This is a genomic window from Chryseobacterium sp. MYb328 (assembly GCF_037572595.1).
In the GTDB taxonomy this organism is placed as follows: Bacteria; Bacteroidota; Bacteroidia; order Flavobacteriales; family Weeksellaceae; genus Chryseobacterium; species Chryseobacterium pennae.
Genome location: NZ_JBBGZQ010000015.1, coordinates 71,358 through 88,930, shown reverse-complemented (window position 1 = coordinate 88,930; position 17,573 = coordinate 71,358). Strand labels below are relative to the sequence as shown.

Here is a 17,573-nt window from a genome sequence, read left to right as displayed (position 1 = left end):
TCTTGATTTTTAATTAAAATGATGCACTCATACTAACTCCAAATGTTCTAGTTGAAGGATATTGTCCTGTAAATGCAATTCCGTACGCATTAGGACCTCCAATCCCAGTTGCCTGACCTGGCCTTTGGTTGATCGTTCCACTGTTACTAGCTGTTTCAGGATCAGCAAAGTTTCTGTTACTTTTAGCATACCATGCAAAAGGATTTCTTGCATAAACACCAAATGTAAGACTATTAACAAATGTAGATGATAAAACAGATTTAGGTAATGTATAACTTAATGCAATTTCACGAATTTTAAAAGCAGATCCGTCAATCACAAATTCCTCTCCAACAGAATCAAAATTACCTGTTTCGGAAAAATAAGTTACAGCCCCATTATAATTTGCCCCTAATGCAGCAGTAGTATTTGCCACATATACTGGATTAGCAGCTGTACCAACATTCTGTACCGAATTAGGCACTACATACCCTTTACTTCTATCAAAATCAGCAGATTGCTCTAAAGCTCCTGTAAAAGCTAGTGTAGATTTTGTAAAAGCTACAAAACTATTTCCAGTTCTATAGTCCGCTGTTCCCGAAAGTCTAAATCCTTTATAACGGAAAGAAGTACTGAATCCTAAGATATAATCAGGAGTTACTTTCCCTAGTACTTCAAAATTGGAAGTAGCTAGAGGCATCCCATTACTCCCTACAACAATTCTACCTTGATCATCTCTTTGATACTTAGTTCCCTTAATTAATGGATATTCTTCTCCTTTTTTGATATACACACCAACATTAGGATTATTATAAGCCAATAAAGGAATTTCATCCACTCCATTTCTAAGGTCTGTAACTTCAGAAGTATAAGTACTATAAGAAGCTCTTAGATTCCATTCAAAATCTTGAGTTCTTATTGGAGTAAGCCCAAGATCCACTTCAAACCCTTTATTCGTAGCGTTTCCTAGGTTATCTCTTAAAGTTGAAATCCCTGAAGCACTTGAACTTGAAAAGTTTGTAATCAAATCAGTAACACCAGACGAAAATACAGCCCCTTCCAAAGTAATTCTATCATTAAAGAATCCTAACTGCAATGAAGCTTCTTTTGTGTTAGTAAACTCCGGTTTAATATTTGGATTAGTTGGGTTTCTATTAATTAAATATGATGAGAAATTCATTGGAAATCCGGATGGAATTAGCCCAGTTACCTCATCAGTTGCATAAGGGTTAATTGCTGCTGTACTTCCAACTTTTGTATAGGAAGCTGTTATTTTAGCATAGTTCAAAATACCACCTTTTAACGATTCAAACGCTTTTGTTGGTACAAATGAAACCCCTACAGAGTAATATGGATAGGCTTTAATATTTAAATCATCAGTATAAGTAGGGCGCGTAGCTAACACTGAACTCTTCTCAATTCTAAATGTTGAATTTAAAAACAAATAGTCTTTGTATGAAAGGTCTAAATTGGCAAAACCAGCAATACTTCTTAGGCGAGTTTGTGTATTCTGCAGATCAGAAAACGAAGATGGGTTTCCTACATTATTAATGTGATAAAATCCAGGAATCTGAAGATTTATCCCCCCTACAGTAGCAACAGTAAAAGAATCATCTCTTATGTTATTACCAATATTCAACTTCATTGCTATATCATCTGTAAGTTTATAGTTGAAGTTCAACATTAAATCTCCATAATAATTAAATCTTCTACTTACACTTTTGAAATAGTTAGATTCAATATTTGTATGGGCAAAACTAAGAAAAGATTGACCATCGTAGTCTGTTCCGCTATCCGCAAATACTTTACCAAATTTATAACCATTATTATAACTTTCTCCCAATCCGGAAATACTCAAAACATTTCCTAAATAAGATAAGCTGATATGATCATTGAAGGTATACTCAGCATTAAATATTCCGCTAAAGGTTGTACTCTTATTATTATATCTTACATTATCTATAGTCCAATATGGGTTATTTGCATAAGTAGTAAAATAATGTTCAAGATCAGGTTTTGAAAACGCTCTTATATCAACATTGGACGGAGTTTGAAGCAATGTAGCATAAAGATTTGAGTTAGTTTCAGACGTTTGTTGATCAATCAAATTGAACGTTCCATCAATTCTGAACTTGCCAAGTTTCTTACCTGCTTTGAATAAAATATTATTTCTGGTTAACCTATCCTTATCAACTACAAAATCATTTTGTGTTCTGTTGATTGAGAAGAATGCATAAGCATCGCTTCCTCCAACGTTCATGGATAAACCATTCTGATATAAAATACCTGTTTTAAAGAAGTCTGCGAAATGATTATCTCTAGGCGAATATTTTCCTCTAACAAACTGACCATTTGCATCTGGTGTTCCAATAATCATATCTTTCCCTCCTATGGTAGGGTCTGAATAAAGTGGTCCCCAAGATGTATTTTCGTATGGTATCCAAGCACTTCCCCCAAGAAGAGTTGTTGGACCAGGACTAAATAAAGCCCCAGGAACTCCTTGCCCATATTTCTTTTGAATAATAGGAAGCTTGTACACAGAAGAAGCATCAATATTTGATGTCAGTGTAAATTGAAGCTTATCTGATTTTGTACCCTTTCTTGTTGTAACAACAATTACCCCGTTGGCACCTCTTTCTCCATAAAGTGCAGATCCCTGTTGCCCTTTATAAACATTCACACTTTCAATTACATCAGGAGGTAACTGCTGAAAAATAGCAGCAGTGGATGGAGCTCCATCAATAACAATTAAAGCACCATTATCACCCGTCAAAGATCTTTGACCTCTAAGGTTAATTGTAGCCTGTCCATTTACTGAGTTATTAGGTAAATTAATTTGTAGACCAGACACCTTACCCGTTAATGCCTGAACAGCGTTTGGGTTACCTGCTTTAGTAAGCTCTTCAGTTTTTACAAGTGCTGTACTTCCTGTAATCGCATCTTGCTTTTTCTTAATCCCCAATGCTCCTGTCACTACGATCTCCCCGATATTCTGAGTAGTTAATGTATCGTTACCTTTTTTTTGGGCACTTACATTAATAACAGAAGAAGTGAGGGCAATAATCAGAACACTCGTTGTTAATTTCTTCATGAATGTATTATTTTTTTATTTGGCTACAAATATGTGAAAGTTTCTTAAAATTACCAAACAATTTGTTAAAATATTAAAAATAACATAATAAAATTCAACAAATAGTGGGATATAATTATAAATAATTCACCAAAATAACGATAACACAAACAGATTGAAAACACCCATTAAAAGGGATATTTTCAACAAAACAAGGATATGCATAGCAACTATTAATTTGGGAGAAATATGAAAAAAAAAAACTTAAAAAAAAGTTATATTTTTGTACCAGTAGAAAAAAATATGGACTTAATAAAAAGCTGGTCAAACATTTACATTGAAGCAGGATGTGATGAAGTAGGAAGAGGGTGTTTAAGCGGGCCGGTAGTCGCCGCAGCTGTTATTTTGGATGATAATTTTGAACAAAGTCTCATTAACGATTCCAAGCAACTAACGTTTAAAACCAGAATGAATCTGGACAGCTATATCAGAGATAATGTAAAGAGCTATGCCATAGCAGAACTTCCACCAGCATTCATTGATGAACATAACATACTCAATGCCAGCATCCACGCAATGCATCGCGCACTAGACAAACTGGCTATAACACCGGAACTTATTTTGGTAGATGGCAATAAATTCCATCCTTATAATTATATTCCCCATCAATGCATCATAAAAGGTGATTCCAAAGTTTTGGCCATTGCTGCAGCCTCTATCCTTGCTAAAAACTACAGAGACAGATTAATGATTGATCTTCACGAGGAACATCCCGAATATGGCTGGAATACCAATTTCGGATATGCTACAAAAAGACATCAGGAAGCATTAATTAAGCATGGCCCAACAAAACATCACAGACAGTCTTTCAGATTAAAGTATGACTAATGTTATATAAAACAAAAAAGAGAAGCAAATTGCTTCTCTTTTTTATTATGATAGATTATCGATTATTTCTTTTTGTTTTTTTCTTGAGTTTGCTGTTGCTGTTGAGCTTGCTCCATCATTTCTCTCATCTTCTTCTGGAATTTACCTTCCGTTTTCGGCTTTTCTTTATTAGCCTGAATCTGAGCATGAATTTTCTTCTCATCCAGAATTACATATTTAATAACAAGGATGATTAGGATGTTAATTGCATTCGATACAAAGTAATACCATGAAAGACCTGATGCTGAAGTGTTCAGGAAGAATAAGAATGTAATCGGGAAGATATACATTAACACTTTCATGTTTGGCATTCCTTCCTGCTGTGGCTGCTGCATGTTTCCTGAGGTCATTACAGTATAGATTAAGATAACTATCGTACAAGCCAATGCGAAGATACTTAAGTGATCTCCAAGGAACGGAACTTTAAATGGTAATTTAATCAAATCATCATAAGCCGTTAAGTCTTTTGCAAACCAGAATCCTTGACCTCTTAAATCAATAAAGTTCGGGAAGAAACGGAATAAGGCATAGAAGATAGGGATCTGTACCAACGCCGGTAAACATCCTGCCATCTGATTTACTCCAGCTTTTCTGTAGATTTCCATCGTAGCCTGCTGCTTCTTCATTGGGTCCGCATCCTTGAACTTAGCATTTGCTTCATCAATTTCCGGGCGAATCACCTTCATCATAGCACTCAGCTTATGCTGCTTGTACATAATGGGTGATAGAATCAATTTTACGATAATTGTCATTGCAAAAATTACCCAACCTGCTGATAATCCCCATCCAGCAATAATTGCATATAACCACATGAAGAAATAACGGTTCATTGCTCCAATGAAAGACCAACCTAACGGAAGAATTTCATCAAAGTTTTTATCGTAAGATTTTAATAATGGTAAATCCAATGGCATAAAATACCATGTGAAATCCTGATTCAGCTCACTTCCGGTCATCTGAACAAAGCCTTCATAGTTTAATTTCTTCAGATATTCTCCTTCTTCTACATTTTCCTGATTCCCCTTACTTTGAGTAAATCCATTCTTAGCTTCGATAACAGAAGTAAAGAACTGCTGTTTTACTCCAATCCAGTTAAGAGTTTCTTTTTCCTCCTCCATTGTGGTTCTTCCATCATAATCATAATCTTTATAATTATTGAAAGCATAAGAGAATTCTGAGTGAGATTGTTCCTGAGCTCTACCCTTTTCAAGGTTTCTTACACTATAGTCCCAGATAAAATCTGCTTTGTTATCAGAAGTAACTGCTGCAAGACCTTGAGTTCTTACTTTAAAATCAAGTGTATATTTTGGAAGTAATGTATAAATAAACTGAATAACAGCTCCATTATAGTTAGCGGTCATCGTTACAGCATTTCCGTTAACAGTAGGTGAGAAAACTAAATCTTTAGTATTGATTACCTTCCCTGTTTTATCTTTAAACTGGAATCCGTAGTTTGAATTATTTTTATTGATAAGATAAAGCGGAAGGTCAGCCTGATCCGTTTTATTATTGTATGCTTTGTATTCTGAAAGCTGAACTTTAGAAACCTGCCCCCCTAAGCTTGAGAATTCGACATTCAATTCTTTGTTAGACAAATTAGCTGTCTGAATCGCATTAGGAGTTACATTTGGATTGATATTGGTGGCCTGAGTTTGTTTTACGACATTTTTCACCTGTTCCGTTTTCTGCTGCTGAGCTTTTAACTCTTCTTCTTTCATCTGCTTGTTCTGGAAATAGAACATTGCACCGAAGAGAACCAGGCATAAAACCGCGAAACTAATCATCTGCTTCTTATCGATTCCGTTGTTTTGTTGCATTTTATTTTAGATTAAAATTTTAAACTTAAAATGTACGTACACCAGTACGTTATTTGAGCTGACAAAAATACTGTTTTTTTATCAAAACTCTATACTATAATACATTAGTATATAATAAACTCAGGCTGAGAAAAATCAACCTGAGTTTATCGATAGACGTTTATAGTAAAAAATTACCTTATTTGTTGATGTTGGGTTGAATATTATGTTCTTCCCACACTAAAATATCTTACTTAGAAGTTTCACAAGCTTTAATAAAAGCTCTGAATAAAGGATGCGGTGTAGCTACCGTACTCTTGTATTCCGGGTGATATTGTACACCTACATAGAATGGATGCCCTGGTAATTCTAATGCTTCAACCAATCCTGTTTCCGGGTTTGTTCCTGTAGCTAAGAAACCGTTCTTTTCAAATTCCTGAAGATAATCACTGTTGAATTCATAACGGTGACGGTGTCTTTCAGAAATATTTTTACTTCCATAGATTTCGTATAGCTTAGATCCGTTTTTCAAAGCACATTTCCACGCTCCAAGACGCATCGTCCCTCCTTTATCAATCACATTTTTCTGTTCCTCCATTAATGAAATTACAGGATCCGGAGTTGCCGTATCAAATTCCACAGAGTTTGCTTTTGTATGTCCTAAAACATTTCTTGCAAATTCAACCGTCATAATCTGCATTCCTAAACAGATTCCCAACATTGGAATTTTATTTTCTCTTGCATATTTTGCAGTAAGAACTTTTCCTTCAATCCCTCTGTCTCCAAAACCTGGAGCAACAAGGATACCATTAACACCTTTAAGTGTTTCTTTGATATTCTCTTCTGTAATATCTCCACTGTATACCCATCTTACTTTTACTTCAGTTTCAAGGTCAGCTCCTGCATGTTTGAATGCTTCAGCAATAGAAATATAAGAATCCTGAAGGGAAACATATTTTCCAACCAATGCAATTTCAACAGTTCTCTTAGGGTTCTGGAATTTTTTAACAAAAGTTTTCCAGTCTTTAAGATCAGCATCTTTATCACTTTTCAGATCCAGTTCTTTCAAGACTACGTCATCGAAATCTTGTTTCTGAAGATACATTGGAACTTCATAAATAGTTTCCATATCCTTACATTCAATAACGTTTTCCAATGGAACGTTACAGAACTGAGCCAGTTTTGCTCTCTGATCTTTTGGAATTTTATGTTCTGTTCTGCAAACCAATACATCAGCCATAATTCCGCTTTCCATCAACTGACGAACGGAGTGCTGAGATGGTTTTGTCTTTAATTCTCCACTTGAAGCCAGGTAAGGCAATAGTGTAAGGTGGATCACCATAGAATTTTTCTCTCCCAGTTCCCACTTCAGCTGACGAACAGTTTCAATGTATGGTAAAGATTCAATATCCCCTACAGTTCCTCCGATTTCGGTAATGATGATATCGTAGTTCTGTTTAGAAAGGATTTTAATTCTACGCTTAATTTCGTTAGTAATATGAGGAATTACCTGAACTGTTTTTCCAAGAAAGTCTCCTTTTCTTTCTTTTTCAATTACAGTCTGGTAGATTTTTCCTGTAGTAACGTTGTTGTTTTGGGATGTAGGAGCATCAAGGTAACGCTCGTAGTGACCTAAATCCAGATCCGTCTCCGCACCATCTTCAGTCACATAACACTCTCCGTGTTCATAAGGATTCAAAGTTCCCGGGTCAATATTGATATAAGGATCAAGTTTTTGGATCGTTACGTTAAAACCGCGTGATTTTAGCAATAGTCCCAAAGAAGCAGACACGATTCCTTTTCCCAAAGATGAAGTTACACCTCCTGTCACAAAGATGTACTTTGTATTCTTTTTACTCATTAGATTAGGTTTGTGCAAAGTTATGGGAAAAAGAGATACAAAGCAATTTTTTAGATTTTTAAAATGCGGAAACCCCCTTCAAACAATTATAAATCCTGATTAAAATTTTTCTCTATATTTGATAAAGACAAATGATACAAAGTAATAATCACCATGATTTCGGTATATAAACTCAAACCAAAATTCCAGCAGCTGCTTACTCCTGTTTTATTATTTTTAAATAAGAATAAAATTACAGCCAATCAGATTACAATCAGCTCAATTCTTTTATCAATCGTAATTGGAGTTCTGTTTTGGTATGCAAACTCTTCAAAATGGCTTTTTCTGAGTCTCCCGATCGGATTGCTTTTAAGAATGACTTTAAATGCTTTAGACGGAATGATGGCCAGGAGATTCAACCAAACCAGCAAACTGGGAGAAGTTTTAAATGAGGTAGGTGACGTTATTTCTGATGTGATTATATTTTTTCCTTTATTAAAATTTCAGCCCGAAAGTATATACCTGATTGTTATTTTCATTGCCTTAAGTGTGATTAATGAATTTGCTGGACTGATAGGAAAAATTGTAGGAAAAGAGCGTCGTTATGATGGCCCTATGGGAAAAAGTGACCGGGCACTTATCTTAGGTTTGTATGGCCTACTGGTATTTTTTGGGATCAGCATCACAGCGGTTTCAAATTATATTATAGGAATCATTATCATTCTGCTACTGATCAGTACCTATACCCGACTTAAGAAATCACTGAATGAAGCCTGAAGAAAATAAATTCGCAGACGTTCCCTTAAGAGTAAAGACCTGGATTTATATCATTATAGTTTTTGCCCTCGGAATTTCACATCCTCTTGCCATGACCATTTTTATTTCATGGATAAGCTTTCAGGCTTTTTTTGAATTTTCAAGAATGCTTAAAGTTATAAATCCTGTAAATCCTGCCATATTCATTGGAATTGCCCAGTTTTTACTGTTATACTTTTTTAATATTGAATATTACTTTTTGTACAGTTTTATCTTAGGAGCTACTGTCTTTCTTTATTTTTTAATTGTAAGAGATTCTGTACAACAATTGTATGGAATTCTTATTGCTCTGCTGGTCTGCCTTTTTGCTTTTCCACATCTGTTATGGATAAGATGCAGTTCCAATGGGCTTAGTTCCATTATTTTCATTGTTGTGGTAACAGAGCTCAATGATGTTTTTCAGTATCTGATGGGAAAATTCTTTGGCAAACATAAAATCGTACCCAAAATCAGTCCGAATAAAACGCAAGAGGGGCTTATAGGAGGCATTTTTCTTACGGTGATCCTAAGTAATATTTTAGGGTTCTTTTTACTGAAAACCGGTATCTTCACCAATAGTATTATTGGAATAGCCTTGGGAATTTCAGGGTTTTGCGGAGATATTTTCATGTCTTATTTAAAAAGAAAAACAGAAGTAAAAGATACAGGCACACTCCTACCCGGCCATGGAGGCCTTTTGGACAGAATGGACAGTCTTATTTTTAATGCTCCCCTATTCTTCTGGATCCTTTCATTTTTGATAAAGAATTAAAATCATGGATGAAAAATTTAAAAGATCAGTCATTTTCTCAGGAGGCGGAACAAGGCTAATGATTTACCTCGGTATTTTTGCAGCCCTGGATGAACTTGGGATGAAACCGGATATTCTCATTGCAACCTGCGGCGGATCTTTTGCAGCAACTGTTATCAACGCTTTTCCCGATCATTTTTCCCGAAAGGAATATATGAAATCAGAAGAATACTATCAGTTTGTATCAAAAACAGCATTGACCAAACATAAAAAACTCTCTGAGATAGGTGTTTTTTCATTAAAAAAATGCTTTGATAAAAGAAAAGCGCCATTCATTGAAGATGTTTTCAATCGGTATATTGTGAAAATGCCTCAAGATCTTTCTGAATGTTTTCCCTCACTAAAAGGTACTAGGTTTTCAAAAGAAATTCCAACCCTTATTATTGGATCTGAACTTCTTTTTAGTCCACAGGAGTCCCAACAGACAAGAAATGAAAAAAAATTGTTCAGAAAAGTAATCTTCACTGATTCTGAAACAGCGAAAAAAATAAACGCGGAGCATATTTCCGTTACTTTCAACAGTTTTAAAAACAGCGCCGTTGAAAAAGATTCTAAACTTATAACAGACGCTTCGCTACTTGAAAGTACAAGAGCTTCTATCTCTGATATGTTTTATGTGAGTCCTGTACTTCTCAAACAGAATTATTTTATGGGCGGAGTTATTGATCTTATTCCCGTTGAACTGGCAAAACATCTTTCCCAGGAAATCATTACTGAAAAAAAGCAGCCTTACACCTCAATTGAAGAGGCACTAATCCGTTCGGTTTTTGGTTTCAATGCTAATGAAAGATTATTGGAAACCAATCAGATTAAAGTTGATTATCAGATTGACACTACCAGCATAAAAGAAGTTTTAAAAGGACATTATCCGGAAAAAAGCATTAACTGGAGAAAATTTGAACTTGATTTTTCATTTCCAAAAACTTATTCACAATTTGTACAGGATATGGAAATGCAGTGGCAGTATGGTTTTGATCAAACCGTGAAAGGAACAAAGACTAAATTATAATTTTTTTAACCACAAAAGTTTTAACCTCCCAGATTATTTTCAAGTAACAAGTCTTCGTATAAAAAACACATAAAAGGGTTGAAAATTTCTGATTTATTATCCACAAGCACCTGCATAAATCTGTACAGTCTGCGGTTAAAAAAGTTATCCACAATATGGAATTGCAGAAAACGCATCTCCATATTCATCAAAAATTCAACAAGTTATAAATTACATCTGTTAAACGATTTTTCATAAATAAGTCTAATTTATAATATAAAAAAGTTATCCACAATATCAAAATATGAATCAAAAATTTTCTGATTTTTTCCGAGATCAAGACATCCACTTCAAAACGAGTCATCCGTATAAATCTGCAACAGCAGTGGGAAAATAAAATTATTATGTATCCGTAGCAAAACATCCTTATTTTTCATTTTTAAAATTTATTTTTACATACAATTGAAAATCACAACTTACTCATGAATGTTTTTATTGCAGGCGGAACTTCTGGTATTGGCTATTCTCTGGCCCGGCATTATCTTTCAAAAGGATATTGTGTAGGAGTTTGTGGAAGAGATCCTGCAAAAATTACCGATAGCCATTTCGAAACCTTGCAGGTTTTCCAGACAGACGTTTGTGAAATGAGTTCTGTTTTATCCACATTAAAGTCTTTCCTTGTGGATAAAGATCAACTTGATATCTTTATTAATTGTGCCGGAAGCTATGCAGAAGATGTGGCAGGAAAAATCTCCTATGAAGAAGCGGAGGAAATGCTGCAGACTAACATTTTAGGAACGGTGAACTGTTTTGAAGCTGCAAGAAAAGCTATGAAAAAGCAGAAAAGCGGAAATATTGCTGTCATTGCCTCAGTTTCCGGAATTATGAATTATGAAAATTCCAGTTTATATACTAAGAGTAAAAGATCTGTCATTCAGATTGCTGATGCTTACCGCCGTGCCCTGAAACCTTTTGGAATTTCTGTAACCACTATTGCACCTGGCTATGTGGATACTGAAAAATTACGTAAGCTGAATCAAAATGATTTAAGCAAAAAACCATTTCTCACCAATTTGGAAACAGCAGTTTCTATTATTACCAAAGCCATTGAAGACAAAGAAAAATTAATTATTTTTCCAGCAAAAATGAAGTGGATGATGAAATCTTTATCCCTGCTTCCTTCTTCATTACTAAATATCATTATGTTCAGAAAAGCAAAATGGATGAAAAACGATTGAAAATACAGCAGAAGTTGTATGCTCTGCTACTTTGTTCCGTTGTATTCACTGTGGTTTACAATTATACGGCGTGGCATATTTCAGCATTACCGGAGGTTCCATCGTTTGTTTTTGACTTTGAAAAATATATTCCGTTTATTCCATGGACGATTATTCCGTATATGACCAGTGGATTATTTTTCTATCTGGTATTTTTCCTTTGTACTAATAAAGAACAGCTTAAGGTTTTGACCCAAAGAATGCTCTTTGTGACAATTATTGCAGGGATCTCTTTTCTGTTGTTTCCTTTAAAGTTTTCTTTACAAAAACCTGATATTGAAAATTTCATTTTGAGATATTCTTTTCAGTTTTTAAAAACATTTGATTCACCTTTTAATCAGGCTCCTTCATTACATATTTCTTATGCATTGATCTTCTGGTCTGTTTTCAGAACATTACAAAAAGGAAGGACTTTTCTTCTACTCTTGCTTATTTTATTAGGGTTTTCAACGTTAACTACCTATCAGCATCATGGTATTGACATCATAACGGGTGCTATACTTTCTCATATCAGTTTTATCATCTTTCCTTACCGAAAAAAAGATTTCCAATACAGGAATTTTCATGTCGCTAATTTTTATTTTTTATCGGCCTGGATGTTTATTCTAACTGCATTATTATTGAATCAGTTTTCAGGACAACCAGGACTAATCCTGCTATGGCCGGCTCTGATGAATTTTTGCATCGGTTATCATTATCAAAAAGACAATACCTATTTCTTAAAAGATAGAAACGGAAACATTTCCTGGATCAAAAAGATCTTTTATTTTCCATATCTTTTAATGTACCGGATATTCTGGAGACTTCTCCGAAAAAATAAAACACCTGTTGAACCTGTTTCCCGTATTTATATTTCATCAAAACCGGATCAGGAAACCTTAAAATATTTTAAGGCAGATAAAAATACTTTTGTGTATGATCTTTCTCCTGAAATTGAGGAAAACTTATTGCTAAAAGAGCAGGCTAATTATTTTTTCCGTCCTATTTTAGATATAGGAACATTTGATCTTGAAAGAACACAATCTCTCATCACAGAAATCAGCAGAACCCACAGACATCTTCCTGAAGATGGGAAAATACTCATCCATTGTACAATGGGATTTACCAGAAGTTCTGTAATCGGGATTCTGGTAATCAAAAATATTTTATCTTTACCCTTAGAGGGAGCAATAACCATTATGAAAACCAGCAATAAGCATATCATTATCCATTCTTACCTGCAGGATTTTCTCAAAAAATTTTAACCTATGAACAGCGGACATTTTATAAGTTTTGATAACAATGAGATTTTTTACAGGGAATGGAATTACCAGCCCCATCAGAAAAGCATCATCATGATCCACCGAGGTCATGAACATTCTGAAAGGCTTAATGATATTGCTCAGTCACCACAGTTTTCGAAATATAATATTTTTGCTTTTGATCTCCGTGGCCATGGCCATACTCCTGCTACAACCTCATCCGTTTTCATGGATTATGTTCGCGATCTGAATGCTTTTTCAAAATTTCTTTACACAAAATATGAGGTGAAGATCTCAGATATTTTTGTAGTTGCCAATAGTATAGGAGGAGTGGTTGCTGCTGCCTGGGCTCATGATTTTGCTCCTGGTATTGCAGGCATGGCTCTTTTGGCACCGGCATTCAGGATTAATCTTATTGTTCCTTTGGCTAATGAAATGATTACATTGGGTACCAAGCTGAAAAAAGGGTTAATCATCAAAAGTTATGTAAAATCGAAGATGCTGACCCATGATCCTGAACAACAGAAAGCTTACGATACTGATCCATTGATCTCCAGATCCATTGATGCGGAACTTCTTATTGATCTTGCCAAAGCTGGAAAACGTTTAACAGAAGATGCTGAAGCAATAGATACTCCAACATTGATTTTAGCTGCAGAAAAAGATCATGTGGTTTTTAATAAAAACCAAAAAATATTCCATGATAAACTGGATACAGATTTAAAAAAGTACGAGATACTGCCCGATTTCTTCCACGGCATTTTATTCGATTCCGGAAAAGAAAAAGTATACAATAAAATTGTAGATTTTGCTGAAAAATGTTTTAACAGAGTTCCAAAACAGACCCATCTTTCCCCTGACCCATTTTCTGTAAAAGAAGAGCAGGATCTGAAAAATAATGTTGGAAACAATCTGAACTTTAAACTTCAGAAACTCTCCCTGGGAAAGATCGGGAAAATAAGCAATGGAATGGCCATCGGATTAAAGTATGGATTTGATTCCGGTGCTTCATTGGATTATGTTTATCAGAACCAGCCAAAAGGAAAATTAGGTTTTGGAAAAATGATGGATAAGAATTATCTCAATGCCATTGGCTGGAAAGGAATCCGTATCAGAAAACAACATTTGCTTCAGCTTTTAGAACAAAATATTCAGGTACTTAAACAACAGGGAAGAGCTGTTAAAATTCTTGATATTGCCGGAGGTACCGGAAATTATTTATTTGATATTAAAGAGAAATATCCTGAAGCTGAAATTGTCATTAATGAGTTTGTAAAGTCTAATATCGAAATCGGTGAAAAGGTGATTAAAGAAAAAGGTTACCAACAGATCCGGTTTACTAATTTCGATTGTTTTAATCCTGAGACGTATAAAAAACTGAATATTGAACCTAATATTACCATTGTCTCAGGTATACTTGAACTTTTTGGAGATAATGAAATGGCAAGCAAAGCTATTCAGGGAATTGTTTCCATCTCAGAAAAGGACTCTCACATTGTGTACACAGGACAACCCTGGCATCCACAATTGAAAATGATTGCCTATGTACTGAATAATCATCAGAATAAAGACTGGATCATGAGAAGACGTTCACAGAAAGAGCTGGACAGAGTTATGGCATTCAATACTATTCAAAAAGAGAAGATGCTGATTGATGATTTTGGAATTTTCACAGTTTCTTCCGGGAAAGTAAATGTTCTTAACTGATAATTTCTCTCGCAGATTTTGCAGATTACACTGATCTTTCTTAGCTACTCAATCTGCCAAATCTGCGAGAGAATAAAATCTATTCCAAGTATGCAAACACATACTATAAGTGAATAAGACGAGTTTTTGATATTTAAATCTCTGTAAGCCTCAGAAAAAAAAGCTTTTTTTATAACTTCGCAGTATGGCAAAACTGAAAACGGCATATTTCTGTCAAAACTGCGGAACCCAATATTCCCAATGGATGGGACAGTGCAAAAACTGTGGAGAATGGAATACTCTGGTAGAAGAAGTGGTAGAAAAACCCAACAGCAAATCGGTACCTTTCTCAAAAACCAAGCAACATGTCATCAATATCATTGAGGTAGAAACCAGTGAAGAACCAAGAATAAAAACACCTTCCGAAGAACTAAACCGCGTTCTGGGAGGAGGAATTGTCTTAGGCTCCGTTACCCTGATCGGTGGCGAACCCGGAATCGGGAAATCTACCCTGCTGCTTCAGCTTGCCTTAAAAATGAAGAAAAAAATCTTCTATGTTTCCGGGGAAGAAAGTGCATCTCAGATTAAAATGAGAGCTGACAGGTTAACAGATATTCAAAATCCGAACTGTTTCCTTTTTACAGAAACATCCCTGGAAAAAATTCTTCATGAAGCCAAAAAACTGGAACCGGATTTCATGATCATTGATTCTATTCAGACACTTCAGTCCCAATTGATAGAAAGTTCCCCCGGAACCGTTTCCCAAATCAGAGAATGCTCCAATGAGATCATTAAATATGCTAAAGAAAACAGTATTCCTGTATTTTTGGTAGGCCATATTACCAAAGACGGTCAGATTGCCGGCCCCAAGGTACTGGAACACATGGTAGATGTGGTTTTAAACTTTGATGGAGACAGAAATCACCTTTTCAGATTATTGAGAGCCAATAAAAACCGTTTCGGATCTACTTCTGAAATCGGAATCTACGAAATGATCTCACAGGGATTAAAGGAAATTAAAAATCCTTCAGAAATTCTTATCACCAAAAAGTTTGAAGAGCTTTCCGGAAACTCAGTCGCAGTAACTCTGGAAGGTAACAGACCGATGCTTTTAGAAATTCAGGCTTTGGTGAGTACAGCCGTTTATGGGACTCCTCAAAGAAGCTGTACCGGATTTGATTCCAAAAGGCTGAATATGCTTCTGGCAGTTCTCGAAAAAAGAGCTGGGTTCCAACTTGGAGCCAAAGACGTTTTTCTTAATATTACCGGAGGAATAAAAACGGATGATCCGGCTTTAGACCTTGCAGTTATAGCTTCTGTTCTTTCATCCAATGAAGATATAGCCATTTCTGAACATTACTGCTTTGCCGGAGAGATCGGCTTAAGCGGGGAAATCCGTCCGGTTGCTCAGGCAGAACAAAGAATTACTGAAGCCGAAAAATTGGGTTACGAGAAAATTTTCATTTCCAATCTCAATAAACTTCCGAAGAAAAAGTTTGGTATTAAGATTGAGGAAGTAAGCAAAATTGAAGATTTCCACGAAAGACTTTTTTAAAAAAATAAAAATGTGGCTCGAAAACATTCGATAAGTCGCTATATAATGAGCGATATACCATAGAAAGAACAGATGCACAGTTGGATAGGCTTCAGTTATTTAGCTTTTATTGGCAATTGTTCTTGGAAAATCTCAAAACGGAAAATCAAGATGACTTCACTGTAAAAAATATTAGTAACAAATATATTACAATTGAAAATATTTCCACAGGTTGTCATTGTCTTTTAAGTATTATTTTTTCTCAAAAATGGTAGATTTACGCGGAATAATTTGTCCAATCAGACTTAAATGATTGGACTTCATATCTTTATTTTTAATACGTCTGAACATCATCTCAACAGCAACATCAGCAATATCTGTACAGGGCTGATTATAAGATGTAAGAGGGTATTTCAGATAATTTGCGTATTTCATATCATCAAATCCACATATTAGGACATTTTTGGAAATTTTAATATCAAGAGAATCCATGGTCGACATCAACATTGCTGCTGTGGAGTCATTTGCGCATATAATGCCAGCATGTCCAGATTTGAATTTAATTTTCCGAACAAAATCAACTTCCTCAGGATCTCCACAATACACATTATCATTATTAAATACGAATCCTCGTTTGTGTACCGCCGCCGCCACACCAAGACGACGAAGTGTTATAGAAAAAGCAGAGTTCTTCCTGTATAAAAAATTGATTTCGGTACAGTTTGAATCCAAGAGGTGTTCAGCCATCGCGTAACCAGCATTAAAATTATCAAGAGATACAAGGTCATGGATACTTCTGGCTGGAAATTCCACAATATCTCTGTCAATAAGTATCAGTGGTATACCTGCACGGGTAAATTTATCGCAAATATTTTTATTAATATTATCTGCATTCGATATTCTTTCCAATGGAGCAAAAAATACACCATCTACCTTTTTTGAAATATAATTCTCCGTATATATTTCAATTAATTCTTTCCTAGTTTCGGCGTTTCCAGCTGTTGTACCATCCCAAAGGCACTCGAATTCGCCATGTAGAGAACGCTCCAGAATTCTATTATTTATTATCGAAAATATTTCAGATTCTCCTGCTCCCGGTAACAATAATCCAAACGTATGGTGATTTTTATTCGTGAAAATAACGCGGCTTCCCACACCTTTTTTTTTGACAATATAGTTTTCATCCTGCAATGTATTATAAACCTTGGTGATTGTTGGCCGGGACACTCCATACTTTAAAGCTAATTCTTCTTCTGTGGGGAGCAAAGAATCAAACGGAAAATTACCGCTTTTTATCTCCGCAAGTAATAAATCAAGTATAGATTTATAGTTTCTTTTTATATCCATAGAAGTTTGATCATATTTTGCATGCGATATGCAAATATAAAAAATATATTAACTGTTTTGTATCTCACATTGAAAATACCCCATTGACTAAATGGAAAATAAACCTTTATTCTATATTTTGGAGTGTGCAAGATTACATTCTTTCCATTAAAATCAAATGGAAAGAGTAATATGTGTTTAGGAAAAAATGTCATTATTTAACCTCAGCTTGGATTAAGAAACATTCAAAAATATTTGATTTCCAATTGCTTGCTATTTTATTTCTTGACTAAACTGGGGTTC

General features: G+C 35.0%; 12 protein-coding genes. 8 read left to right on the top strand and 4 right to left on the bottom strand.

Annotation, left to right across the window (positions count from 1 at the left end; translation table 11 throughout):
- Positions 1-13: 13 nt before the first annotated feature.
- Positions 14-3,070, bottom strand: a complete 3,057-nt coding sequence (locus tag WH267_RS15430) for a SusC/RagA family TonB-linked outer membrane protein (protein WP_340009483.1) — start codon at positions 3,068-3,070, stop codon at positions 14-16.
- Between the two features lie 282 nt (positions 3,071-3,352).
- Here WH267_RS15430 and WH267_RS15425 point away from each other — a divergent pair, with 282 nt between their 5' ends.
- Entirely contained in the window at positions 3,353-3,937 is a 585-nt protein-coding gene (locus WH267_RS15425; protein WP_123320991.1) for a ribonuclease HII, read from the top strand.
- A gap of 62 nt (positions 3,938-3,999) precedes the next feature.
- Here the strand turns inward: WH267_RS15425 and yidC are convergent, their stop codons facing one another.
- Together yidC and WH267_RS15415 are read right to left on the bottom strand one after the other, a co-directional pair.
- Positions 4,000-5,793, bottom strand: coding sequence for a membrane protein insertase YidC (gene yidC / locus WH267_RS15420; protein WP_123320748.1), 1,794 nt, complete (start codon positions 5,791-5,793; stop codon positions 4,000-4,002).
- A gap of 229 nt (positions 5,794-6,022) precedes the next feature.
- Complete coding sequence (locus tag WH267_RS15415) at positions 6,023-7,633, bottom strand: CTP synthase (RefSeq protein WP_115970395.1); 1,611 nt, start codon at positions 7,631-7,633, stop codon at positions 6,023-6,025.
- Between the two features lie 153 nt (positions 7,634-7,786).
- On the opposite strand from WH267_RS15415, the gene WH267_RS15410 reads away from it, so the two are divergent.
- The 7 genes from WH267_RS15410 (at position 7,787) to radA (ending at position 15,965) form a co-directional block, all read left to right on the top strand.
- Positions 7,787-8,389: a CDP-alcohol phosphatidyltransferase family protein gene (locus WH267_RS15410; protein WP_340009479.1), complete on the top strand. Its 603-nt coding sequence runs from the start codon at positions 7,787-7,789 to the stop codon at positions 8,387-8,389.
- On the top strand, positions 8,379-9,179 hold the full coding sequence (locus WH267_RS15405) for a phosphatidate cytidylyltransferase (RefSeq protein ID WP_340009478.1): 801 nt from the start codon (positions 8,379-8,381) through the stop codon (positions 9,177-9,179). Before WH267_RS15410 ends, WH267_RS15405 begins: the two co-directional genes overlap by 11 nt.
- 4 nt (positions 9,180-9,183) lie before the next feature.
- Entirely contained in the window at positions 9,184-10,227 is a 1,044-nt protein-coding gene (locus tag WH267_RS15400) for a patatin-like phospholipase family protein (protein ID WP_340009476.1), read from the top strand.
- A gap of 461 nt (positions 10,228-10,688) precedes the next feature.
- A complete protein-coding gene (locus WH267_RS15395) occupies positions 10,689-11,444 on the top strand; it encodes an SDR family NAD(P)-dependent oxidoreductase (RefSeq protein WP_115970391.1) in 756 nt (251 codons plus the stop codon).
- A complete protein-coding gene (locus WH267_RS15390; protein ID WP_340009474.1) occupies positions 11,426-12,727 on the top strand; it encodes a phosphatase PAP2 family protein in 1,302 nt (433 codons plus the stop codon). The genes WH267_RS15395 and WH267_RS15390 overlap by 19 nt, the downstream gene beginning before the upstream one ends.
- A gap of 3 nt (positions 12,728-12,730) precedes the next feature.
- The gene (locus WH267_RS15385; protein ID WP_340009472.1) at positions 12,731-14,431 is read left to right on the top strand and encodes a bifunctional alpha/beta hydrolase/class I SAM-dependent methyltransferase; all 1,701 of its coding nucleotides are present in this window, start codon (positions 12,731-12,733) and stop codon (positions 14,429-14,431) included.
- Between the two features lie 184 nt (positions 14,432-14,615).
- Positions 14,616-15,965, top strand: coding sequence for a DNA repair protein RadA (gene radA / locus WH267_RS15380; RefSeq protein ID WP_115970388.1), 1,350 nt, complete (start codon positions 14,616-14,618; stop codon positions 15,963-15,965).
- A gap of 231 nt (positions 15,966-16,196) precedes the next feature.
- Here radA and WH267_RS15375 read toward each other — a convergent pair whose 3' ends face one another.
- Positions 16,197-17,291, bottom strand: a complete 1,095-nt coding sequence (locus tag WH267_RS15375) for a substrate-binding domain-containing protein (protein ID WP_115970387.1) — start codon at positions 17,289-17,291, stop codon at positions 16,197-16,199.
- Between the last annotated feature and the right edge of the window lie 282 nt (positions 17,292-17,573).